The organism is Romboutsia sp. 1001285H_161024_C4 (assembly GCF_015550185.1).
Lineage (GTDB): Bacteria > Bacillota > Clostridia > Peptostreptococcales > Peptostreptococcaceae > Romboutsia_C > Romboutsia_C hominis.
On record NZ_JADNAJ010000006.1, the window covers coordinates 14,734 to 36,854 of the forward strand.

Annotated in this window: 28 protein-coding genes; 5 read left to right on the forward strand and 23 right to left on the reverse strand. The window is 29.5% G+C overall.

Annotation, left to right across the window (positions count from 1 at the left end):
* Positions 1-8 precede the first annotated feature (8 nt).
* The 13 genes from I1959_RS10795 to I1959_RS10855 all read right to left on the reverse strand — a co-directional run bounded on the left by I1959_RS10795 (position 9) and on the right by I1959_RS10855 (position 10,863).
* Positions 9-1,673 carry an ABC1 kinase family protein gene (locus tag I1959_RS10795; protein ID WP_092923776.1) on the reverse strand — a complete coding sequence of 555 codons (1,665 nt, stop codon included), beginning with the start codon at positions 1,671-1,673 and terminating at the stop codon, positions 9-11.
* A 74-nt stretch (positions 1,674-1,747) separates the two neighbouring features.
* Positions 1,748-2,248: a gamma carbonic anhydrase family protein gene (locus I1959_RS10800; protein WP_195238287.1), complete on the reverse strand. Its 501-nt coding sequence runs from the start codon at positions 2,246-2,248 to the stop codon at positions 1,748-1,750.
* Position 2,249: 1 nt separating this feature from the next.
* Positions 2,250-3,623, reverse strand: coding sequence for a thioether cross-link-forming SCIFF peptide maturase (gene scfB, locus I1959_RS10805; RefSeq protein WP_166505987.1), 1,374 nt, complete (start codon positions 3,621-3,623; stop codon positions 2,250-2,252).
* Between the two features lie 244 nt (positions 3,624-3,867).
* The gene (gene scfA, locus I1959_RS10810; protein ID WP_092923767.1) at positions 3,868-4,011 is read right to left on the reverse strand and encodes a six-cysteine ranthipeptide SCIFF; all 144 of its coding nucleotides are present in this window, start codon (positions 4,009-4,011) and stop codon (positions 3,868-3,870) included.
* A gap of 64 nt (positions 4,012-4,075) precedes the next feature.
* Positions 4,076-4,438 (reverse strand): TIGR04086 family membrane protein, encoded by a 363-nt coding sequence (locus I1959_RS10815; protein ID WP_092923764.1) that lies wholly within the window; start codon positions 4,436-4,438, stop codon positions 4,076-4,078.
* Positions 4,439-4,504: 66 nt separating this feature from the next.
* On the reverse strand, positions 4,505-4,783 hold the full coding sequence (gene yajC / locus I1959_RS10820; protein WP_092923761.1) for a preprotein translocase subunit YajC: 279 nt from the start codon (positions 4,781-4,783) through the stop codon (positions 4,505-4,507).
* A 183-nt stretch (positions 4,784-4,966) separates the two neighbouring features.
* Positions 4,967-6,088 (reverse strand): tRNA guanosine(34) transglycosylase Tgt, encoded by a 1,122-nt coding sequence (tgt, locus tag I1959_RS10825; protein WP_092923758.1) that lies wholly within the window; start codon positions 6,086-6,088, stop codon positions 4,967-4,969.
* A 28-nt stretch (positions 6,089-6,116) separates the two neighbouring features.
* Positions 6,117-6,614, reverse strand: a complete 498-nt coding sequence (locus I1959_RS10830; protein ID WP_092923755.1) for a phosphate-starvation-inducible PsiE family protein — start codon at positions 6,612-6,614, stop codon at positions 6,117-6,119.
* Between the two features lie 10 nt (positions 6,615-6,624).
* Complete coding sequence (queA, locus tag I1959_RS10835) at positions 6,625-7,650, reverse strand: tRNA preQ1(34) S-adenosylmethionine ribosyltransferase-isomerase QueA (RefSeq protein ID WP_279309989.1); 1,026 nt, start codon at positions 7,648-7,650, stop codon at positions 6,625-6,627.
* 192 nt (positions 7,651-7,842) lie between these two features.
* On the reverse strand, positions 7,843-8,859 hold the full coding sequence (gene ruvB, locus I1959_RS10840) for a Holliday junction branch migration DNA helicase RuvB (RefSeq protein ID WP_092923749.1): 1,017 nt from the start codon (positions 8,857-8,859) through the stop codon (positions 7,843-7,845).
* Between the two features lie 175 nt (positions 8,860-9,034).
* Positions 9,035-9,637 (reverse strand): Holliday junction branch migration protein RuvA, encoded by a 603-nt coding sequence (gene ruvA, locus I1959_RS10845; protein ID WP_092923746.1) that lies wholly within the window; start codon positions 9,635-9,637, stop codon positions 9,035-9,037.
* The gene (gene ruvC / locus I1959_RS10850) at positions 9,630-10,139 is read right to left on the reverse strand and encodes a crossover junction endodeoxyribonuclease RuvC (RefSeq protein WP_092923743.1); all 510 of its coding nucleotides are present in this window, start codon (positions 10,137-10,139) and stop codon (positions 9,630-9,632) included. Before ruvC ends, ruvA begins: the two co-directional genes overlap by 8 nt.
* A 124-nt stretch (positions 10,140-10,263) precedes the next feature.
* Complete coding sequence (locus tag I1959_RS10855) at positions 10,264-10,863, reverse strand: hypothetical protein (protein WP_195238290.1); 600 nt, start codon at positions 10,861-10,863, stop codon at positions 10,264-10,266.
* A gap of 161 nt (positions 10,864-11,024) precedes the next feature.
* On the opposite strand from I1959_RS10855, the gene I1959_RS10860 reads away from it, so the two are divergent.
* Entirely contained in the window at positions 11,025-11,345 is a 321-nt protein-coding gene (locus I1959_RS10860) for a hypothetical protein (RefSeq protein WP_195238291.1), read from the forward strand.
* A gap of 92 nt (positions 11,346-11,437) precedes the next feature.
* Entirely contained in the window at positions 11,438-11,752 is a 315-nt protein-coding gene (locus I1959_RS10865; RefSeq protein ID WP_195238292.1) for a DUF1540 domain-containing protein, read from the forward strand.
* 53 nt (positions 11,753-11,805) lie between these two features.
* Here I1959_RS10865 and I1959_RS10870 read toward each other — a convergent pair whose 3' ends face one another.
* The 3 genes from I1959_RS10870 to I1959_RS10880 form a co-directional block, all read right to left on the reverse strand.
* Positions 11,806-12,528 (reverse strand): YebC/PmpR family DNA-binding transcriptional regulator, encoded by a 723-nt coding sequence (locus I1959_RS10870; protein ID WP_092923731.1) that lies wholly within the window; start codon positions 12,526-12,528, stop codon positions 11,806-11,808.
* Between the two features lie 131 nt (positions 12,529-12,659).
* Entirely contained in the window at positions 12,660-13,415 is a 756-nt protein-coding gene (nadE, locus tag I1959_RS10875; protein ID WP_166505989.1) for an NAD(+) synthase, read from the reverse strand.
* Positions 13,416-13,554: 139 nt separating this feature from the next.
* Complete coding sequence (locus tag I1959_RS10880; protein ID WP_092923725.1) at positions 13,555-13,743, reverse strand: ferredoxin; 189 nt, start codon at positions 13,741-13,743, stop codon at positions 13,555-13,557.
* A 198-nt stretch (positions 13,744-13,941) separates the two neighbouring features.
* Between I1959_RS10880 and I1959_RS10885 the strand changes: the two genes are divergently transcribed.
* Together I1959_RS10885 and I1959_RS10890 are read left to right on the forward strand one after the other, a co-directional pair.
* Complete coding sequence (locus I1959_RS10885) at positions 13,942-14,310, forward strand: sulfite exporter TauE/SafE family protein (RefSeq protein WP_195238293.1); 369 nt, start codon at positions 13,942-13,944, stop codon at positions 14,308-14,310.
* 1 nt (position 14,311) lies between these two features.
* A complete protein-coding gene (locus I1959_RS10890; protein WP_166505991.1) occupies positions 14,312-14,704 on the forward strand; it encodes a sulfite exporter TauE/SafE family protein in 393 nt (130 codons plus the stop codon).
* Positions 14,705-14,733: 29 nt separating this feature from the next.
* Here I1959_RS10890 and I1959_RS10895 read toward each other — a convergent pair whose 3' ends face one another.
* From I1959_RS10895 to hflX, 5 genes are all read right to left on the reverse strand, one after another.
* Positions 14,734-15,648, reverse strand: a complete 915-nt coding sequence (locus I1959_RS10895) for a DUF2935 domain-containing protein (RefSeq protein ID WP_092923716.1) — start codon at positions 15,646-15,648, stop codon at positions 14,734-14,736.
* Positions 15,649-16,073: 425 nt separating this feature from the next.
* Entirely contained in the window at positions 16,074-16,718 is a 645-nt protein-coding gene (locus tag I1959_RS10900; RefSeq protein ID WP_166505992.1) for a YigZ family protein, read from the reverse strand.
* Positions 16,719-16,858: 140 nt separating this feature from the next.
* On the reverse strand, positions 16,859-17,296 hold the full coding sequence (locus tag I1959_RS10905; RefSeq protein ID WP_092923710.1) for an NUDIX domain-containing protein: 438 nt from the start codon (positions 17,294-17,296) through the stop codon (positions 16,859-16,861).
* Positions 17,297-17,469: 173 nt separating this feature from the next.
* The gene (locus tag I1959_RS10910; protein WP_166505993.1) at positions 17,470-18,135 is read right to left on the reverse strand and encodes a HEAT repeat domain-containing protein; all 666 of its coding nucleotides are present in this window, start codon (positions 18,133-18,135) and stop codon (positions 17,470-17,472) included.
* A gap of 8 nt (positions 18,136-18,143) precedes the next feature.
* Positions 18,144-19,439, reverse strand: coding sequence for a GTPase HflX (gene hflX, locus I1959_RS10915; RefSeq protein ID WP_092923704.1), 1,296 nt, complete (start codon positions 19,437-19,439; stop codon positions 18,144-18,146).
* Positions 19,440-19,552: 113 nt separating this feature from the next.
* Here hflX and I1959_RS10920 point away from each other — a divergent pair, with 113 nt between their 5' ends.
* Positions 19,553-19,816: a cysteine-rich small domain-containing protein gene (locus I1959_RS10920; protein WP_092923702.1), complete on the forward strand. Its 264-nt coding sequence runs from the start codon at positions 19,553-19,555 to the stop codon at positions 19,814-19,816.
* A gap of 23 nt (positions 19,817-19,839) precedes the next feature.
* On the opposite strand, the gene I1959_RS10925 is transcribed toward I1959_RS10920, so the two are convergent.
* Both I1959_RS10925 and I1959_RS10930 read right to left on the reverse strand, forming a co-directional pair.
* Positions 19,840-20,475, reverse strand: a complete 636-nt coding sequence (locus I1959_RS10925) for a TIGR01906 family membrane protein (RefSeq protein ID WP_166505994.1) — start codon at positions 20,473-20,475, stop codon at positions 19,840-19,842.
* A 50-nt stretch (positions 20,476-20,525) separates the two neighbouring features.
* Entirely contained in the window at positions 20,526-22,076 is a 1,551-nt protein-coding gene (locus I1959_RS10930; RefSeq protein WP_092923696.1) for an ABC-F family ATP-binding cassette domain-containing protein, read from the reverse strand.
* Positions 22,077-22,121: the final 45 nt, after the last annotated feature.

The window sequence follows — 22,121 nt, forward strand, 5'->3', positions numbered from 1 at the left end:
ATCCCCCTCTATTTCTTTTTATATTGAATTCTTATAATTTTGACTACTATTAATATACCTATTATAAATGATATAAAGAAACCGCTTAATGCAGTAAACCTTATCCATATATTATTAGTTATATTAGGTGATGAAATTATAAGTGAGGAACCGACTATTATAGCAGCTAATACTAAACTTAAAGACACTTGTGTAGTTAGATCCCTCATTATTTCCTCTAGTGAAGCAAACTTTATGTCTTCTAATTGAATTTTTATATTGTTTTTTTCTATATTTCTAAGTATACCTCTCATTTGCTTAGGTATAGTTTTCATATCTGATATTATCTCTTCTGTCATATGTTTTGACTTTAAGAAAGCATTTTGAGGATTAAATTTATTTATATAATAATGCTTCATAAATTCTTTACCTATAGATGACACGGAGAAGTTTGGATTTAAATCTCTTCCAGTTCCTTCTAGGGTTATTACTGCTTTTGCAAGTGTAGAAAGCTGTGATGGTATTGATACTTTATATCTTCTAAAGAATCTAAATACTTCATTCATAATATCCGATATATTTATTTTTTCTATTGGAACATCATAATAATAATGAATTAAATATAATAAATCTTGTCTTAGCCCAATTATATCCACTTCATTATTTATAACATCCATCTCTGTTAATATATATATTACCCTATCTACATTCTTCTCTACCAGAGCTACTGCAATTTCATTTAAAGCATTTAGTGTATTTCTATCTACTATTCCTACCATCCCAAAATCAATGTAAGATATAGTGTTTTGACTAACTACAAAAATATTGCCTGGGTGTGGGTCAGCATGAAAAAAGCCATACTCAAATACTTGCTTAAATAAAGACTTAATCCCTATATCACTTATTATCTTTGTGTCCCAATTAAGTTCCTTTATTTTCTCTGCATCATTTAGTTTTATACCTATAATTTTTTCCATTACTAATACTTTTTTTGTAGTAAATTCTCCATAGATTTTAGGTATATAAACTTCTCTACTATTTTCAAACATTTTCCTAAACTTCATAGCATTTATAGCTTCAAAGTTGTAATCTAGCTCTCTCATTAATTGAGTTTGAAACTCTTCAATTATCTGTATAACGTCTATAGAGCTATGTTTATTTGAATCTTTAAATGCTAAAACCATTCCCTTTAGTATTTCTAAATCTGATTTTATCCTACTTTCAATATTAGGTCTTTGTATCTTTATTATTACATCTTCTCCATTTTGAAGCTTGGCTTCATATACTTGTCCAATAGATGCCGCCCCTATTGGATTAGGATTAAATTCATTAAATACTTTTTCTATATCTAGACCTATTTCTTCTTTAAATATCTCTTTAGCAATATCCGTATCAAAAGGTTCTACACTATCTCTAAGCAAAGATAATTCATCTATTATATCTTGGTCTAACAAATCTTTTCTAGTACTTAAGATTTGTCCTAACTTAACATAAGTAGGTCCTAACTCTTCAAAAGCTCGTCTTATCTTTTCCCCCGTAGACATTTGTTTTATTTCTTCAGATGGATTGGTTATAGGTATTTTATATGCTACACCTTCAATATTTAATTTTTCTACTATATAAGAAAACCCATATTTAATTAATATGCGTATAATTTCTTTGTATCTTTTTATATTTCTGTAACTTATTCTCACTCTTATCAGCTCCATCTTTTATTGACTTAAGTAAACAATAAAAGGGCAATATTAAAATTGCCCTTTTAGTTTTCTTATTTATGATTATTTGCAGTTTCTACATATTTTAATGCTGATTTTTTAAGATTTTCTTTTTCTTCATGTGTTAGTTCTCTTATTACTTTTGCAGGTGAACCCATAGCAAGTACTCCTGATGGTATTTCTTTACCTGGAGGTACTAAGCTTCCAGCAGCAAGTAGTGTACTTTCTCCGACTTTAGCACCATCTAACACTATTGCCCCCATACCTATTAATGTATTATCTCCTATTTTACATCCATGTATAAGAGCTTTGTGTCCTATAGTTACATTGTTTCCTATTATAGTCGGTGCATCATGACAAATATGAACTACACATCCATCTTGAATATTTGTATTTTCTCCTATAGTTATGCTACTTTCATCTGCTCTTATAACTACGTTATACCATATGTTAGCATTTTTTCCTATAGTTACATTACCTATTATATCTGCACTATCTGCTACAAACACATTTTCATTAATATTAGGTTCTATTCCTTTGTACCCTTTTATCATCTTATTCTCCTTCTAACATTAATTTTGCTTGTATCATTATTGAACATTCTGTACGTTTCTTTTGCATTTCGCATCCTAATTCATATGGCTTCATTATGTCATTGTTAAAGTTTATTGCATTTGCATGACATCCACCTGAACAGTAGAATTTATTCCAACATTTTTTACAATCTTCTTTGCTGTATACGTGAGCATCTCTAAAGCTCTTTACAACTTCTTTAGGGAATACTATTTCTTCTTCCATTATGTTAGATAGTTTGTAGTCTTCATTTCCAACGAATTGGTGACATGGATACATATCTCCATTTGGAGTTATAGCAAGATATTCATTTCCTGCTCCACATCCTGTTACTCTCTTTATTACACATGGACCTTGATTTAGGTCTATTATAAAGTGGAAGAATTTAAAATCTTTACCTGATTTTAACATATCAGCATATTTTACTGCTAAGTTTTCATATTCTTCAAATACTCTTGGTAAATCTTCCTCTTTAAGAGCATATGGATTTTCATCTGCATCTACAACAGGCTCTATAGATGTAAGAGCAAATCCTTCGTTAGCAAAATGCATAACGTCTTTAGAGAAGTCTAAGTTTTCTCTTGTGAAAGTACCCCTTATGTAGTAGTACTTATCTTTATCTCTACCTTCTACAAGTTTTTTAAACTTTGGTAATATTATGTCATGACTTCCTTTATCATTTAAAGTTGGTCTCATATTATCATTTACTTCTTTTCTACCATCTAAACTTAAAACTGCATTGTGCATATTCTTGTTTATATATTCTATCTTTTCATCATCTAGTAATATACCGTTGGTAGTTATAGTGAATCTTATATTTTTATTGTGTTCTTTTTCTACACTTCTTCCGTACTCAACTAATTGCTTAACTACATCAAAGTTCATTAATGGCTCTCCACCAAAGAAATCTATCTCTAAGTTTCTTCTGTTTCCAGAGTTAGCTATAAGGTAATCTATTGCTTTTTTACCAACTTCAAAACTCATCATTTCCTTAGCTCCACCAAAGTCACCTTGTGCTGCAAAGCAGTATTTACATTTTAAGTTACAATCATGTGCAACATGTAAGCATAATGCCTTAACAACTTTCTTTCTATCAACAAATGCTGGGTGTAATTCATAGCTATCTTCTGTATATAAAAGACCTTCTGATTCTAAAGTAGCTATTTCTTCATATGCTTCTTCTAATTGCTCTTTAGTGAATTCTTCACCTAGAATCTTAAATAATTCTTCCTTTGTATTTTCTTTGTAATGATCTAATAATCTATACGCTACATCATCAACAACATGAACAGCTCCACCATTTACATCTAAAACTATATTATATCCGTTCATTGAAAACTTATGTATCATACTCATTTTGCGTCCTCCCAAGTTTTATTATTTATTCATCTATATCAACAATTTTCCTCATTGTATTTAAACTCTATCCTTCATTATATAACTTAAATAAAATATAGGCAATACTTCAAAAAATTAGCTTAATTTATATATAAAATAATATTTATGTATATAATCTATGCTAAATCACACTCATTAATTAAAATTAAAATAAGACGTCATAAGTTATGACGCCTTACTTTTTATGTTTATCCTAAACTTATTATCTTTCGCACTCTTGGTTTGCTACTGTACAAGAAGTTTTGCAAGCAGATTGACAAGAAGTTTGACATTCTCCACATCCACCTTTAGCAGCACTTTGCTTTAATGTAGCTTGAGATAAAGTTTTAACATGTTTCTTTTCCATTTTAAGTACCTCCTAGTTAAATTTCCCTATTGATTATATCACAAAATGTATTTATGTAAAACTTCTATTTGAAGTTTACACCCAAAACCCCTCCAATACCACCAGATAAGGATACTAAAAGTGCCTTATAAAGCATACCCATATCAAACATAAATTGATCTTTAGCTAAACAAACTAACAATATAAGAAACACTATATAAACTAAACCTACTAATAATCCATATATAAGACCCTTTTCTTTTATATGTTTAGTAGCATAAAAGCCCCCAAACGCTGAAGATGCTGTAGTTATAACTGAAGATGCCATAGCTATACTACTTCCTGACATATCTGTAAATGTAAGTATTAAATTATATATAAGTAAAGTAGCTAATGTTAATATGTACGCATATCCAAGACCTTTTAAGATATGATTTGTTTTTTCCATAAAAAATACCTCCCCTCAGTAATATATATATATTCTAGGAAAGGTATTTAAATTACTATTATTTAATTATTTCTCATCTTGTGGCTGAACAGTTCCTATAGCCCATTTTTCAAATGGAACTTTACTTCTGTTTGGTCCAAGTTCTAATACTACATGATCTTCTTCAACCTTTGCAACATGAGCTATTATACCACCTATAGTAGTTACCTTATCTCCTGTTTTTAGGTTTTCTCTCATTTCTTTTAATTGCTTTTCTTTTTTCTTTTGAGGTCTTATTAATAGGAAGTAGAATACAGCAAATACTGCTACCCACATAACTACAGCCATTATCATTTGTTGTGGCATTACCTTCACTCCTTTTTATTATACTAAATTCTATAATACTATAAATATTATAGATTACCCTCCTTGGATAATCTATTTATTTTTAATTAGTATTTATATAAACTATACCCCTAAAATATAGGAAGAGTTTACCTTTTCATTAATAATTATATATTAAAAATACTTTATTTCATAGTACAATTTCTATAATTTGTATCCGTATTGCTTAAAGAACTCTTCTTTAAAGTCTAATAGTCTATCTTCCATTATAGCTTGTCTTACTTGCTTCATTAAGTTTAATAGGAAGTGTAAGTTGTGAGTCGTTATTAGTCTTGCTGCTAATATTTCATTAGCCTTAACAAGATGTCTTATATATGCTCTAGTATAATTCTTACAGCAGTAACAATCACAATTTGGATCTAATGGAGTAAAGTCTTTTGCATATTTTGCATTTCTAACTACTATTTTACCAACACTAGTCATAGCTGTACCGTTTCTAGCTATACGAGTAGGTAAAACACAGTCAAACATATCTATTCCTCTTATAACACCTTCTAATAAGTCGTCAGGACTTCCAACACCCATTAGATATCTTGGCTTATCTTCTGGCATTAGAGGTACTGTATAATCTAATACTTCATACATTAATTCTTTAGGCTCTCCAACACTTAGACCACCTACTGCATATCCTGGTAAATCTAATTCTAATATTTCTTTAGCAGATTGCTCTCTTAAATCTTTGTACATTCCACCTTGAATTATACCAAATAATGCTTGTTTTTCAGTGTTTTTATGAGCTTCTTTACATCTTTTTAACCATCTTGTAGTTCTTTCTAAAGAGTTTTTAACATACTCTCTATCCGCTGGATATGGAGCACATTCATCAAAGGCCATCATTATATCTGAACCTAGAGCATTTTGTATTTCCATAGCTTTTTCAGGACTTATAAAGTGTTTAGATCCATCTATATGAGATCTAAAATGTACACCTTCTTCTGTTATCTTTCTAAGTGGCCCTAAACTAAATACTTGGAATCCTCCACTATCTGTAAGTATTGGCTTATCCCAGTTCATAAACTTATGAAGCCCACCAGCTTCCTTAACTAACTCATGTCCTGGTCTCATATATAAGTGATATGTGTTACTTAATATTATTTGAGATCCTATTTCTTTTAACTCTTCTGGAGTCATTGATTTTACTGTTGCTTGAGTTCCAACAGGCATAAATATAGGTGTTTCTATAACTCCATGTGGAGTGTGAAGTCTTCCTAATCTAGCTCCACTTTGCTTACATGTTTTTATAAGCTCATATCTTATTGCACTCATAATTTTGTCTCCTTACTATCTATTCATTTTATACGTTGTGTTGCTTCATTCTTTCTCTACAAGCTTCGCATTCTTCACATTCTTGACCTTCTTCACAGTCTTCATAGTGAATACTGGTTATATTCATAGTACTGTTATCCTTAGCTATTAAGTATTTTCTAATAATAAACAATCCTGCTATTGCTATAACACCTAATAATACTTCTGTCATACCTTCACTCTTTGGAAGTAATAGCATTTTTCTAGCTATTGCATATAGTAATACCTCTAAAAGAGCACCTGGAATATGAAGTGATAACATTACTACAAGCTCTACCCCTATAACTAAAAGTAAAATCTGTCCTAATATATCATTTAGTTGACCATAATCAACCGGTGTATGAAAATCTACTATATAGGCTGTCCATATTACTCTTAAAACGTCTATAGTTCCTAAAAATACAGCAAGTAGAACCACCATTGCTAAAATTGATTCAAAAACATAGGCTATTCTTAAAGATAAATTATTTTTATCTATATTTTTCATCAAATTCCCCCTATTTTATAATCATGGCATCTCCGAAACTAAAGAATCTATATTTTTCTTCAACTGCAACATTATATGCATTTAATGTTTTGTCTTTTCCACATAAAGCACTTACTAACATTATTAAAGTTGACTCTGGTAAGTGGAAGTTAGTTATAAGTCTATCTACTACCTTAAACTTATATCCTGGGTATATAAATATATTAGTCCATCCACTAGACTCTTGTACAACTCCATCTTCACTACTTGCAGACTCTAAAGTTCTACAGCTAGTAGTTCCAACACATATAACTTTCTTTCCATTAGCTTTTGCTTTATTTATTTTGTCAGCTGCCTCTTTATCTACCATATAAAACTCAGAGTGCATCTCATGATTTAATACATCTTCTACTTTTACTGGTCTAAAAGTTCCAAGGCCAACATGAAGAGTAACAAATGCTATATCTACACCTTTTGCTTTTATCGCACTAAGTAGCTCTTGTGTAAAGTGTAACCCTGCTGTTGGTGCTGCCGCTGAACCATTGTGTTTTGAATATACAGTTTGATATCTTTCTCTTTCTTCTAATCTTTCTGTTATATATGGAGGAAGTGGCATATTTCCTAGTTCATCTAAAACTTCTTCAAATATCCCTTCATAATAAAACTTTATTATTCTAGAACCCTCTTCAGCAAGTCCCACTACTTCTCCTATTAGCTTTCCATTTCCAAAAGAGAATTTAGCTCCTACCTTAGCTCTTTTACCTGGCTTAACTAGAGCTTGCCAAGTATCCTCTTCTGTTCTTTTAAGTAAAAGAAATTCTATTTTTCCTCCAGTATCAAGTTTTTCTCCTATCAATCTAGCTGGTATAACTCTAGTATTGTTAAGAACTAAGCAATCTCCTGGATTTAAATAATTTATTACATCTTTAAATATCTTATGCTCAATTTCTCCGCTTTCTCTATCTAAGACCATAAGCTTTGAGCTTGATCTATCCTTTATAGGTACTTGCGCTATTAATTCTTCTGGTAGGTCAAAGTAAAAATCACTTGTCTTCAATTTAAACGTCCTTTCCATAAAATTTATATAATTATCATAATAACAAAAATATCATATTTTTTCTATATTCATATTCCTAGCCATTATTATAACTCTATAAATTAATGATTTTTTATTTCGTCTTTATTTTACTTTTCTATTTTACCCTAGATTTCTTTTTAAAACAAAGCCTAGTTTTTATTTTTAATAGCTTTATTTAGTAGGGTAAGGAATTTTTAGGTGCTCATAGGCAAGTGGCATTGCCACCCTTCCCCTTGGCCCTCTATTTAAAAATCCTAATTGTAATAAATAAGGTTCATATACATCTTCTATAGTATTTCTATCTTCTCCTATTGATGCAGCTAATGTATCTAGCCCTACAGGTCCACCCTTAAACTTTTCAATTATTGTCATAAGTAACTTTTCGTCTACATAATCAAGACCTAAACTATCTACGCCTAGAAGTTCTAGTGCCTTATCTGCAACTTCGTTAGTTATATCTCCATCTGCTCTTACTTGTGCATAGTCTCTTACTCTTTTTAAAAGTCTATTTGCTATTCTTGGTGTTCCTCTAGAACGTCTTGCTATTTCTATTGCACCACCTTCCTCTATAGTAGCTCCTAATATTTCAGCTGATCTTATAACTATTTTTGCTAATTCATCAACAGTGTAATAATCTAGTTTTGATATAACTCCGAATCTATCTCTTAGTGGATTTGTAAGCATACCAGCTCTAGTTGTAGCTCCTATTAGTGTAAATTTTGGAAGGTCTAGTCTTATACTTCTAGCTGATGGACCTTTTCCAATTATTATATCCAAACAAAAATCTTCCATTGCAGGATATAATACTTCTTCTACACTTCTATTTATACGATGTATTTCATCTATGAATAATACGTCATTTTCATTTAAGTTAGTTAGTATTGCAGCTAAATCCCCTGCTCTTTCTATTGCAGGACCTGATGTTATTCTTAGATTAACACCCATTTCATTAGCTATTATACTTGATAAAGTTGTCTTACCTAATCCTGGAGGTCCATATAATAGTACATGGTCTAATTGTTCATTTCTAGACTTTGCAGCCTCTATAAATATTTTTAACTGTTCTTTAGCTTTTTCTTGACCTAAATAATCATCTAGAGATTTTGGTCTTAAGCTATTTTCTATATCTACATCTTCATTTTTCATGGTAGATGTAATTATTCTGTTTTCATCTTCAAAATCGTACATAATCCTACCCCCTTACATTTTATTGTCTTTAAACAATTTATTTAAGTTAAATTCCTTCAATCAACTTAATTTTTAGTATTTAATATAAAGCCTTGTAAATATACAATATTAAATATCCTAATTGATTCAATTTTCATTGATTCAATTTTCAACTAATATATCATATTTTATAAATTTATCTTAATGCCTTACTCATTAGATATGTTAGTGATTTCTTTATTATGTCTTCTGTATTAAGTCCGTCTTTTTTACATTTATCTACTGCTTCCTTTGCCTCAGCACTTGAGTACCCAAGAGCAAGTAATGCATCTACTGCTTCGTCTTTTGATATAGCAACTGGAGCTTGCGTAAGTAGAGTTGGCTCAAATTCTATATTATTTTTATCTACTTTATCTTTTAACTCAAGTATTATTCTTTCAGCTGTCTTTTTACCTACACCTGGTGCTTTAGACATTTTTGCTATATCTTCACTTAATATATAGGCTCCTAATTGTCCTGGTGTTGCAAAAGATAATATACCAAGTCCAACTTTAGGACCTATTTTTGATACAGATGTTAATAATTCAAACATATGCATTTCTTCTTTTGTTGAAAATCCACAAAGACTCATATCATCTTCTCTTACTATAAGTTTTGTATATATCTTTGCCATACTTCCTATTTCTAAATCTTTTATAGTGTTTGATGATGCATTTATTTTATATCCTATATTATTATTATCTATTACTATATGGTCTAAATATATTTCTTCTATTGTTCCTTTTATATAACTATACATACTTACCCCCTATATTTTTTAATGTTTTTTCCAATCTATTGGCATGAGCATGACATATTGCAACTGCTAAAGCATCTGCTACGTCATCTGGCTTTGGTACTGCTTTTAGGTTTAAAAATGAAGTTACCATTTGCTGAACCTGTGCCTTTTGTGCCCTTCCATATCCTACTACACCTTGTTTAACCTGAAGAGGTGTGTATTCATATACAGGCTTATTATTGTGTGCGCAAGCAAGCATAGTTACTCCTCTAGCTTGTGCTACACTTATAGCCGTCTTAACATTTTTATTAAAGAACAATTCCTCTATTCCAACTTCATCTACATTGTATTTTTTTATTATTAAATCAATTCCTTTGTAAACAAGTTCTAATCTTTTTAATGTATCCATTCCTGCAGGAGTCGTAACTGCTCCATAATCTATTACTCTAAATTTCGAATTTTTATACTCTATTATTCCAAACCCAACTATTGCTATTCCTGGGTCTATGCCTAGTATTATCAAATAAAACTTCCTCCCATTAATCTTTGTAACGTAAATAAAACTTATGTTCTTATACATTATAGCATAAGTTTTATTTACGTTACAAAAATAACCACAACATATACACTACGTTGTGGTTATTTCATTAACTTCCGAAGTTTTCAAGTCTTGAGTAAGCTTCTTCCTGTGAATCTACGACCACTCCCTTTTGAATTTCTTCTTGTACTGATTTTGGAAGTGAATTTATATGTATTTGAGTATCCTCTACTAATTCTCGATTTCCATCATCATCATATTTATAAAGTCCTATAAGATCATCATCTGCTTCTAAAGCATACTTATTGCTTCTAGATGCATCTTTATGTGTTTGAATTTCTGATAAAACTATCTCATATTTACTTATTTTTTCTACTTCTCTTTCTGGATATTTATTTTTTAAATATTCTCTTATTTCTTTCTCATTCATTTCTACTAATGATTTATCTACTGTTCCTACCATCATAGGAGTCTTATCTGATTCGCTACCATCTTCATTTTTCGTATGAACCCATATTTCACAATCCTTACTCAAACCAAATACTTCTTTAACCTTTTGTTCTTTTTTTATTTCTTCTTTAGCATTCACTTTTTGAGCATCTGCACTATTAGTTTTTACTCCTATATAAATACCACCTGTTAAAGCAACCACTCCTGCTATTATCATAACTGGTATTTTCCAATTAAATGGGTCTCTTCTTTCAAACATTAAAATACCTCCTTCTACATAATTTATTGTTATAGATATAAAATCTTTTATATTTAGGTAATTTTTAGTAATTATTTATATTTGAATTTTTGTCCCATTAATTGTTTTTTATACATATTATATATATCATTATTAAATTTATTTATAAGGGGGGTATTTATGTGAGTTCATACGTTAAAGAAATTTCCGATAGACTTGATTTTATAGAATTTAAGCAAAATATTTTACTTTTAAAACAACCACAACATAAGGCATCTATATTTTATGACCTTACCTTAGATGATTTTTTAAAGATAAAAAGCTTAGCTGCTAAAGTTTCTGATATCATGACACGTGGAGAAAAATATACTATATATGATTTTGAAAAAGAATTATTTGTTATCTGGCCACCTATAAAAAGTTATCCATCATCATCAACATTGGTTGCAAAAGCGCTTATGGATACTCAATATTTTGATCAATTATTTATGCACGATAACTAATATATTTATTTTTATTGTTAAATAATGATATATTTTCCTTATTCTTGGAAATACTCCTAATAGATTTATTAATTTATTAGGAGGTTAATTTTATGTCTAGTGTAAACTGTAATGTAATAAATTGTTCACATAATGATAGCGGACTGTGTTATGCAAATAAAATTGCTGTTAATGGCAAAAAATCTCATACAAGCACTCATACTTGTTGTAGTTCCTTTGTAGAGTCTAGTGATAACTTATCTAGTTCTAATAATGATCATCCATGTTCATTTATAGGATGTAATGTTAAAACATGTACTCATAATGCAGGTGTCATATGTGCACTTAATAATATAGCTGTTACTTCTAAAACGCCTAGACCAAATGAGTTATCTGAAACATATTGTTCTAGTTTTAAATGCAAATAAATACATAAAAAACCTAGACCAAATATTTTGGCCTAGGCTCTTATCTTTATAGATTATTCTTCGATTTCCCAGTTATGAGCTATAGATTGAACATCATCATCTTCTTCTAACATATCAACTAATTTTTCCATGAACTTTAATTGTTCTTCATCAGTTAATACTGTTGTAGTTTGAGGTATTAATTTTACCTCAGCAGATATAAATTCATATCCCTTAGCTTGTAACTCATCTCTTACAGCTGTAAAGTCTTCTGGAGCTGTTATTACTTCAAATCCATCTTCTTCTGTTATGAAGTCTTCTGCACCAGCTTCTAGAGCAGCATCCATTAATTCTTCTTCTGAAACTTCATCAGTGGCTTCTATTAACATTTGTCCTTTTTTATCGAACATAAATGATACACATCCGCTAGTTCCTAAGTTTCCACCGTTTTTATCAAAATAATATCTTACGTTACCAGCAGTTCTGTTTTTGTTGTCTGTTAAAGCTTCAACTATAACAGCAACTCCACCTGGTCCGTATCCTTCATAAACTATAGTCTCATAGTTCTCGTTAGCTCCACCGCCTGCTCCTTTAGCTATAGCTCTATCTATGTTGTCGTTTGGCATATTATCAGCTTTAGCTTTTTCTATAGCAGTTTTTAAAGTAGCATTGTATTCTGGATCTCCTCCACCTTCTTTAGCTGCAACAGCTATTGCTCTAGCATGCTTAGTGAATATCTTTGCTCTTTTGGCATCTTGCTTACCTTTTCTATTTATTATGTTTCCTATACGTCCCATACTTTCACTCCTTACTACGTATGATTAATTTTATATTATTTAGAAATATATATATATTTCTAATCATTTAATAAATTCTCATAAATTTATTATTACTCGTAAATTTTAGCATATATATTTAAATTAGTAAATTAGAACTTAGGAGGACCTGCTGGCGTGTGTCTTTTATGCTCACTCACTCTGTGAAGTCTGTCGATTATTTCCTTATCTTTTTGTGGAACTTCATCTAACCTTCCTTCCACTACTGCATCTATCATATCATAAGTCGTACCCATTTCATTTTCATCAGTTTGTCCTTCCCAAAGACCTGCTGATGGTGCCTTATTTATTACATCTTTATGTACGCCTAATACTTTTGCCCACTCGTATACTTCTTTTTTAGTAAGGTTTGATAACGGCACTAAATCTACTCCTCCATCTCCATATTTTGTGAAGTAACCTGTATGTATTTCCGCCGCATTATCTGTTCCTACTACTAAGTATCCTAAATTGTTTGCCACTGTATATACAGTACTCATTCTAACTCTCGCTCTTAAATTTGCATCTGTCATTTTTAAATAATCTTCTTTATATAAATTCTTTTCTTTAAGAGAATTTATTACTGTACTTAATATTAAATCTTGCGGCTGTGTTAAATCTAAGTCAAGAAATTCTATACCACATCCATTTATAACTTTAAGGGCATCTTCTCTATCATTTGGATTGCTTTTTATGCTCATTATTACACCCATAGAATTTTCAGGAAATGCTTTTTTTATAAGGTAAGCTACTACAGCTGAATCTATCCCACCAGATACTCCAACAATTAAGCCTTTACTATTAGCTTCCTTAACTTTTTCCCTTAACCACTCTACAGTTTTGTCTATCTTTAACTTTATATCTTTCATATTTATCTCCTATCCACACTTTACATATTTTGTATATTTTCATTATATCATATGTTTATAAATAAAAAAAATCCATCTATTTAGAACTAATTAATTACTTAAATAGCTATCTAAAAATAGATGGATTTTTTATTTTAAATTAGTCTACGCTTATTGCATCAACTGGACAGCTTTCTTCAGCTTCTTTAGATGCATCTTGTTCACCTTCTGGAACTTCGCCACTTATTGCTACTGCTTTTCCATCATCGTCCATTGAAAATACTTCTGGACATATAGTTGGACATAGGCCACATGATATACATGTATCTTTATCTACTACTGCTTTCATAATTGAACTCTCCTACATAAATATATTTTCAGATGATTTTCTGAATTTCTCCTTCTAATTGAAGGTATTTAAGCTCGTTTAATCATAGTATAACCATATATATAAATTAAAATTCAAAATTATTTTCTCTTAATTATTATATATTACATAAATATAATTTAGCATTTCTGTAAAAGCTATCTTTAAAAGGTGATTATAATGAAAAATAAACATTTTAATTTTAATATTAAAAATACATTAATAGGTCTTATAACAGGGTTTATAAATGGGGTATTTGGATCTGGAGGAGGTACTTTATTAGTTCCTATATTAAACAACATATTAAAGGTTGAAGAACACAAGTCCCATGCTACTGCATTGGCGATAATAGTTTTTCTTACAAGTGCAAGCTCTGTTGTATATATTTCTAATGGTACCTATGATCTTGAACTTACATTTAAAGTGGCTGTAGGAAGTGTTATTGGTGGAATATTAGGTGCTAAGCTTTTATGTAAAGTAACTGGGCGTTTTTTACGGATTTCATTTGGGCTTATTATGATTATTGCATCTTTAAGGATGGTGTTTTAGATTGCTGTATTTGATAGGATTTTTAGGTGGCATAATAGGTGGAATGGGTATGGGCGGCGGAACTATTTTAATACCAGCCCTAATCTTATTCCTAAATATTGATCCAAAGATAGCTCAAAGCATAAACTTACTTTCTTCAATTCCAATGACAATATTTGCATTAATGGTTCATATAAAAAATAAAAACACTATTTTAAAACTTATAATTCCAATTGCAACCTTCGGTGTTATTGGTGCTGTTATTGGTTCTCTAGTAGCTAACCACCTTTCATCAGAACTACTTAGAAAAATATTTGGAGTATTCCTTTTATCCATAGGATGTTTAGAGATTTACAAAGGTATAAAATGCCCTCCTAAATCTTGTAAATGTAGTTTTAAGAAAATAAAAAAATGAGTTCTAATAAATAGAACTCATTTTTTTATTTACATGTTTTGATAAGATTGTAATAATCTTATATAATGATTAGCTTCTCTTAATACATGATCTCCAAGAAGTGGAAGTATTATAGATCTTATTTTACAACTTGCAATCCCCTCTGTTCCTGCTTGTTTGAAGTTTCTAAGTTGAATAGTTTGATTTAATGTTTTATTTGTAATACTATTTATCGTTGCATTCATCATATTTTTTGCATCTTCTATTAAATCCTCAAAATCATCTGCAAATTCATCTGCAGTTTCAATTAAGTTATTTTCAGAAGGATCAAGTAGTCCCCTTATAAATAGTGCATGTTCCATCATTATTTGATCCCAGAATAACTCTGTTTCTCTAGCATCTTTAGAATCAATATCAACTCTATTATCAAGATCTTCCACTAATGAAAGATATAATTTTGCCTCACGAAGTATATGTTCAATAAGTAATGGGTAGTTAACTGTAAACAAGTTACAAGATAATACTCCATCTAATAATCTTTCCTTAAAACCAATAAGTCCCTTAAGTAATCTCTTTGCATTGTCATTAAGTTGACCTACATAATTTACTAAATTAGCGCTAACATTAGGATTATTTCCACTACGTAGCCTTGATTCTGATCTAGTTATATTTTGGTCTATTTCTATTCCTGTTAAATTTTGTGTCTTTTCTTCTGTACCTAATGTATAGTTAGTAATAATTTCTCCAGATTGTAAGACATTAGGTCTAATTATTCCATTACTAGCACTTACTGCAAATGATAGTAATTTTTCAAATTCCCTTTTGTAATGTTCTGCCTCATTAGCAAGGTCTGAGTTTTTAGGTGTAAATCCGGCCGCTAAAAAAATAGAGTGCTCCTTCATTATCCTTGCAAAAAATAGATGTAATTCAAGCGATAAAATAGCATACTTTTGATCGTTTATCATATTTCCTCCTAAAAATCAATTTTATATATAATATGCATTTAAATATCACTTAGTGAATAGAAAATTTAATTCCCTTAAATTACAAATTAAAATTTTGGTCAATATTTTAATCAAGGTAAAAATTCTATAATTAATGTATTACATCTTTCTTTATTTTCATAATAGTTAAATATCAATAAAAAGTTTACATATTAATACTCTAGTATATAAAAATAGAGTAAGTCAAAATACTTACTCTATTTGTTTTATAAGAATATCACTAAAATTATTTATGGATTTATTTTAGATTCTCCAATTAAAAAAACAACCGATGTACAATAAGCTAAAGTTATAATAACCTCTTATATTATAAGATTTTTAAAATGTAGAATTAGTGAATAAACCTAGATTAAAACTAGTTTTTTTATATGGCAATTTAATATATACTAAATTATTATTTGACCATCTTTTTCTGATAAATAAAATTCCTCACCTAATGTTATATCTGCCGTAGCACTAGTTATATCTGTCATTCTTGATGTAAGTGCATCAACCTCATTAAGTCTTGAATAAACTATCATCTCAACACTATCTTCATAAATAGTATCTTTTACAAAATACCCCATGTTCATTATCTCATTTTGTATTTTTCCAAGTTGATTGTAATCTATCTTTATTCTAACCTCTTTATACATAACCTTATCTATAATTTTACCAGCTTCAAGGCCTATCTTAGCGCCTTTAGTATATGCTCTAACAAGTCCTCCTGCACCTAGCTTAACTCCTCCAAAGTATCTAGTAACAACAACTACCACATCCCTTAAGTCTTCTTTTTTTATAACTTCTAAGCTTGGTATTCCTGCTGTTCCTTGCGGCTCTCCATCATCACTATATCTTTGTATGTTCATACTTTTTCCCACTGTATATGCCCACACATTGTGAGTTGCATCCTTATGCTTTTTCTTTATTTCGTTTATAAATTCTACTGCTTCTTCTTCTGTTTTTATAGGCTTTGCATACCCTATAAAAGTTGATTTTTCTATTATAACTTCATCCATTCCAAATTCATGCAATGTTTTGTATGTACTCATAAAAGCCTCCATCTATCTAAATATTAGTTCTTAATTTACTAAATTTATTTTATACTTTTTATAATATATTATATCGAATAAGCTATTATAAATCAAAAAAGAAAGGGCTAAACCCTTTCTCTTATTTATATTTAAATATATTATATACTTGCACTAGTTTCAACTACTTCTTTTTTTAATTCTTTGTACTTTTTATAAGATATTTCTACTAATGATTTTTCCTTTTTATGTGTTAGTTGTTCTATAGCATCCTTTACCTTAAAGAATCCACCATCTAATAATTCTTTATTTAATACACAACTAGTATCTGATGTTTCCATTATATACCAAGTAACTGAGTTGCATACTTGTTGTTGTCTGCTTCTAGAGAAAAACTCATACATACTATCTCCGGCTACCCCTAAAACTTTTCCTTCTACACCTGTTTCTTGCTTTACACTTAATATTGCACTTTCGGTTTTTAGTTCACCATTAAATATTTTACCTTTTGGAAGTGTCCATTCTCCTCTATCATTTTTTATCAAAAGAACCTTATTTGCATAAAATACTACTCCACCAGCACAATGTCTTACTATCATTTAAAACCCCTCCTATTTAACTTTCTATAGCATGTAATAAATTTTTAGATATTTTGCTTAAAAAGTAATGTTTCAAAGTTTTTATTAGATTTTCTAATGTTAGGTTTTTAATGTCTTATAGATAAATAACTAATTTGTTAATTATATGTAAAATATTTTTCCTTTATGTTAAGTTATTTATCTATATTTTCTAAATTATAAATAGCGTCTTCATATGCTCTTAATACGTAGTCTTTCTCAAATTGTTTTTTGCTTTTTAGTTGTTTTAACATCTTTAAGCTATTTTCATTTCCAATTTTAGCAAGTGCTTTTGCACAGTATTGTCTAGTTTGAGGATTGGTATCATATAATCCCCTTTGTAAGTACTCTCTACTTTTAGGTGATTCTATCTTCCTAAGGGCTGAATATGTTATCCTTCTTACGTCCGAATGTCTATGACTTGTAAGAGGATGTAGTAATTTTAGGAACCTATCATCCTTTAGCTCTCCTGTTGTCCAAATCAATATCATTAAGTCTTCTGCATTTTTTTCTGTCAGTATTCTTTTGTATAGCTTTCTTTTAAAGTCTATTAAATTTTCTTCACTTAGGCTACTTATAAAATCTAATCTGTCATTTTTGTTTTTCCCTAAAAATTTGTCTATTATGTCTTTTGATAACTCAATTTTTTCTTTTAACATTGATTTTATTTCTAGCTTTGCCTTTATTAATTGGTCATTTACCTCTGTAACTGATATATTTCTTATTTTACTGATTTGAGAAACTGTTTTAGATTCTTTGTATAGAAGATAAGTTATATAATGGTCCTCTAAGTTGCCTATATTGTCCCAACTTATATTCATATTATTACCTACTTTTCTAATATATACTCCTTATATATATTATAATCCTCTTCTAACAAATTAACATCAACTGTTATTCCATTTTCTACATATTCAAAATTTTCTACATTGTATTTATTTTTAAGTTTACTAAATATATCTCCTCTTTCATAAGGTAATAAAAGCTTAACTTGATATGTAGCTTCACTTAGGGCATTTTCTATAAGTTCTAATAACTTATCCATGTTCACACCTTTTTTAGCAGATATATATACTACATCATCTCTGTTTTTAGGGTATATATCTAGGTCTAATCTGTCTATTTTGTTATATACAAGTATTGTATTTTTATTATCTGCTCCTAATTCCTTAAGAACTTTTTCAGTTGTTTTCATTTGTATTTCATAATTTGAGTTTGTAGCGTCTACTACATGAAGTATTAAATCAGCATATTGAACTTCTTCTAGAGTTGCTTTAAATGCCTCTACTAAATCATGTGGAAGTTTACTTACAAATCCAACTGTATCTACTGCTAAAAATTCTTTTTTGCTTGGAAGTACTGCTTTTCTTAAAGTTACATCTAAAGTAGCAAACAGCATATCTTTTGCAAATACTTCTTTTTCAGCTTCATAATCTTTATGTGTTTTTATTAATTCATTTAATAATGTTGATTTTCCTGCATTAGTGTAACCCACAAGTGCAACTATAGGTATATTTGATTTTATACGTTGTACTCTTTGAGTTTCTCTTATTTTTTTAACTTCTCTAAGTTCACGTCTTATGTCAGCTGCTTTGTTAAGTATATTTCTCTTATCTATTTCTAACTTTTGTTCACCTGGTCCTCTAGTACCTATACCTGCACCAGTTCTACTCATTTGGCCACCCATTCCATATAATCTTGGAAGTCTGTAGTTTAACTGAGCTAGTTCAACTTGAAGTTTACCTTCTTTACTTAATGCCCTTTGTGCAAATATATCAAGTATTAAAGTAGTTCTATCTATTATTTTTATGCCTACTATTTCTTCTATATTTCTTATATGAGCACCTGATAATTCATCATTAAATATTACCATTGTAGCATCTAAAGATTCACAGTATGCCTTTATTTCTTCTACTTTACCTTTTCCTACATAAAATGCAGAATCTCTTGATTGCCTATTTTGAATTAAACTTCCTACAACTTCCGCTCCTGCAGCTTTTGCAAGTTCTTTTAATTCCTCCATTGATTCATTTATATCTATATCATCTGTTCTTTTTGCTGTAGAAGTTATATTAAGTCCTACAAGCAAGGCTCTTTCTTGTTTTTTTTCTTCTATATGTTCCATTATAACACCTCATTATCTTACTGATTTTCCAAAGATTTTAATGTTTTTATTATACCACTAATAGAAATATTTAGTATAATTATCTTAGTTTAATTAATTAGGAGGTTCGTCTCATGAGTGAAAATTATAAGTTTTTTAACCATAAAAATTGCGAGTATTTTCCTTGTCATAAAACTAATAAACCCGAGGAATTTAATTGTTTATTTTGCTACTGTCCTTTATACGCTCTAGGAAAAAACTGTGGTGGAAATTTTAGATATACAGACAAAGGTATAAAAGATTGTTCTCAGTGTCTACTTCCTCATAATAAAAACAACTATGACTATATTATGAGTAAATTTCAAGATATTATTAAAGTAGCTAGTGAAAAAGAGTAATATACTAAAGAGAGAGCATAATACTATTGCTCTCTCTTTCTTTTTAAAAGTCTATATATACCCTGAATAATTATACTAGATGCTAATATCAAACCTAATATCATCAAACCTGAATTCATAAAAAATTCTGCTGGCAAAATTTTTATAACAGGATCTAATATTGGATCAAATATCCAATAGTCATTGTCAAATAATAGCTTATGAAATACAACAAAGCTGCTATCAAAATCTATGACTATAGGTATAACCAACGCAACTGGCATAATTATTAATAATATTGATGTTAAATTTAAAAATCTTATATTTTTATTTCTTATGTTATAAACAATTCCTAATACAGAAATTATAAGACATACATTAAATATTTTATTAACATTTTGATATATTTCTCTAACTTCTTCAAAATGTATTTTACCTTCTTTTGAAGAAGTTAGAGTAGGCATTTCAAAATCATTTTCTTTTTTACTTGTAATATACTCTATTAAATAGTCATAATTTAACTTTATGTCTTCCTTAGACATATTAGTTAATTCTACTATATTAAGCTTATCTACATCATAGTAGTATAAAGGCTTAAAACCTACTGTAAATTTTATTACACCAGTTATTATTAATATGCTAAAGCACAACGAAAATATTATATTTATAATCTTTTTCATTAATCATACCCCTTAGTCTTATAAAATACTCTATTCTCTTAAATACATAATTATACTATTTTAGTTGTAAAGTCCTCTATATTCCATACATCATCAACTATATCACTATAAAACTCTGGCTCATGGCATACTAATAATACAGTTCCTTTAAATTCTCTTATAGCTTTCTTTAATTCATCTTTAGCTTCTACGTCTAAGTGGTTTGTAGGTTCGTCAAGAACTAATAAGTTTATATCTTTTAACATTATTTTACATAATCTAACTTTAGCTGCTTCTCCTCCACTTAAAACTCTCATTTGGCTAGTTATATGTTCATTAGTAAGACCACATTTAGCAAGATTTTGTCTTACTTCAAAGTTTGTAAGGCCTGGGAATTCCGCCCATACTTCATCCATTGGAGTAGCTGTGTTTTCTCTTGAGCTTTCTTGTTCAAAATATCCAACTTCTAAGTAATCTCCTAACTTAACTTCACCATCAAATGGTTTTATTATACCAAGTAATGTTTTAAGAAGTGTAGACTTCCCTATACCATTCATACCTTTTAAAGCTATTTTTTGATTTCTCTCTAGTGTAAAGTTTAATGGCTTTGTTAATGGTTCATTATATCCTAATACTAAGTCCTTTGTTTCAAATATAAATCTACTTGGAGTTCTTGCTTCTTTAAATCCAAATGTAGGCTTTATCTTTTCCTTTGGTCTTTCTAATATTTCCATTTTATCTAATTGTTTTTGTCTACTATTAGCCATTCCACGAGTTGCAACTCTCGCCTTATTTCTAGCTATAAAGTCTTCTAATTTCTTTCTTTCCTCAACTTGTCTATCATAAGCTTGTTCTTCTTGACGCTTTTTAATTTCATGAAGTCTCATAAACTCATCATAGTTACCTTTGTATCTATTTAATTCTCCATTTTCCATATGATATATAACATTACATGTATTATTTATAAATGGTATGTCGTGAGAAACTAATACAAAACTATTTTCATATTCTTGTAGATATCTTGTTAACCATACTATATGTTCTTCATCTAGGTAGTTTGTAGGCTCGTCTAGTATTAATATAGTTGGATTTTCAAGTAATAATTTAGTTAAAAGTACTTTTGTTCTTTGCCCACCACTTAAATCAGTAACATCTCTATCTAACCCTATTTCTCCAAGACCTAAACCATTTGCTACCTCTTGAATTTTTGCATCTATCATATAGAATCCACTATTTTCTAATATTGTTTGAATCTCAGCTGTTTCTTCCATAAGCTTTGACATTTCATCGTCATTAGCTTCTCCCATTTTATCATACATAGCTAACATTTCTTGCTCTAAATCAAACATAGGCTTAAAGGCATCTCTTAATATATCTCTTATAGTTTTACCTTTTTCAAGTACTGTATGCTGGTCTAAGTAACCTACACTTACTCTAGATGACCACTTTATATTACCTGCGTCTGGCATAAGTTTTTTAGTTATTATATTTAAAAATGTTGATTTTCCTTCTCCATTGGCTCCTACTAAAGCTATATGTTCACCTTTTCTTAATCTGAATGAAACATTCTCTAGTATAGTCCTCGCTCCGAAACCATGACTTACATTTTCTACTACTAGCATTTTCACACCTCTTTTGTTATTTTATCTTTACATTCTATAATATAA

Bases quoted from the DNA above. Each gene is read 5' to 3' on its own strand.
- I1959_RS10800 (WP_195238287.1), bottom strand. From the start codon at position 2,248: ATGATAAAAGGGTACAAAGGAATAGAACCTAATATTAATGAAAATGTG.
- scfB (WP_166505987.1), bottom strand. From the start codon at position 3,623: ATGAGTATGATACATAAGTTTTCAATGAACGGATATAATATAGTTTTA.
- scfA (WP_092923767.1), bottom strand. From the start codon at position 4,011: ATGGAAAAGAAACATGTTAAAACTTTATCTCAAGCTACATTAAAGCAA.
- I1959_RS10815 (WP_092923764.1), bottom strand. From the start codon at position 4,438: ATGGAAAAAACAAATCATATCTTAAAAGGTCTTGGATATGCGTACATA.
- yajC (WP_092923761.1), bottom strand. From the start codon at position 4,783: ATGCCACAACAAATGATAATGGCTGTAGTTATGTGGGTAGCAGTATTT.
- tgt (WP_092923758.1), bottom strand. From the start codon at position 6,088: ATGAGTGCAATAAGATATGAGCTTATAAAAACATGTAAGCAAAGTGGA.
- I1959_RS10830 (WP_092923755.1), bottom strand. From the start codon at position 6,614: ATGAAAAATATAGATAAAAATAATTTATCTTTAAGAATAGCCTATGTT.
- ruvB (WP_092923749.1), bottom strand. From the start codon at position 8,859: ATGTACGATTTTGAAGATGAAAACAGAATAATTACATCTACCATGAAA.
- ruvA (WP_092923746.1), bottom strand. From the start codon at position 9,637: ATGTATAGTTATATAAAAGGAACAATAGAAGAAATATATTTAGACCAT.
- I1959_RS10855 (WP_195238290.1), bottom strand. From the start codon at position 10,863: ATGTTTGAAAGAAGAGACCCATTTAATTGGAAAATACCAGTTATGATA.
- I1959_RS10865 (WP_195238292.1), top strand. From the start codon at position 11,438: ATGTCTAGTGTAAACTGTAATGTAATAAATTGTTCACATAATGATAGC.
- I1959_RS10870 (WP_092923731.1), bottom strand. From the start codon at position 12,528: ATGGGACGTATAGGAAACATAATAAATAGAAAAGGTAAGCAAGATGCC.
- nadE (WP_166505989.1), bottom strand. From the start codon at position 13,415: ATGAAAGATATAAAGTTAAAGATAGACAAAACTGTAGAGTGGTTAAGG.
- I1959_RS10880 (WP_092923725.1), bottom strand. From the start codon at position 13,743: ATGAAAGCAGTAGTAGATAAAGATACATGTATATCATGTGGCCTATGT.
- I1959_RS10885 (WP_195238293.1), top strand. From the start codon at position 13,942: ATGAAAAATAAACATTTTAATTTTAATATTAAAAATACATTAATAGGT.
- I1959_RS10895 (WP_092923716.1), bottom strand. From the start codon at position 15,648: ATGATAAACGATCAAAAGTATGCTATTTTATCGCTTGAATTACATCTA.
- I1959_RS10900 (WP_166505992.1), bottom strand. From the start codon at position 16,718: ATGAGTACATACAAAACATTGCATGAATTTGGAATGGATGAAGTTATA.
- I1959_RS10905 (WP_092923710.1), bottom strand. From the start codon at position 17,296: ATGATAGTAAGACATTGTGCTGGTGGAGTAGTATTTTATGCAAATAAG.
- I1959_RS10910 (WP_166505993.1), bottom strand. From the start codon at position 18,135: ATGAATATAAGTTGGGACAATATAGGCAACTTAGAGGACCATTATATA.
- hflX (WP_092923704.1), bottom strand. From the start codon at position 19,439: ATGGAACATATAGAAGAAAAAAAACAAGAAAGAGCCTTGCTTGTAGGA.
- I1959_RS10920 (WP_092923702.1), top strand. From the start codon at position 19,553: ATGAGTGAAAATTATAAGTTTTTTAACCATAAAAATTGCGAGTATTTT.
- I1959_RS10925 (WP_166505994.1), bottom strand. From the start codon at position 20,475: ATGAAAAAGATTATAAATATAATATTTTCGTTGTGCTTTAGCATATTA.
- I1959_RS10930 (WP_092923696.1), bottom strand. From the start codon at position 22,076: ATGCTAGTAGTAGAAAATGTAAGTCATGGTTTCGGAGCGAGGACTATA.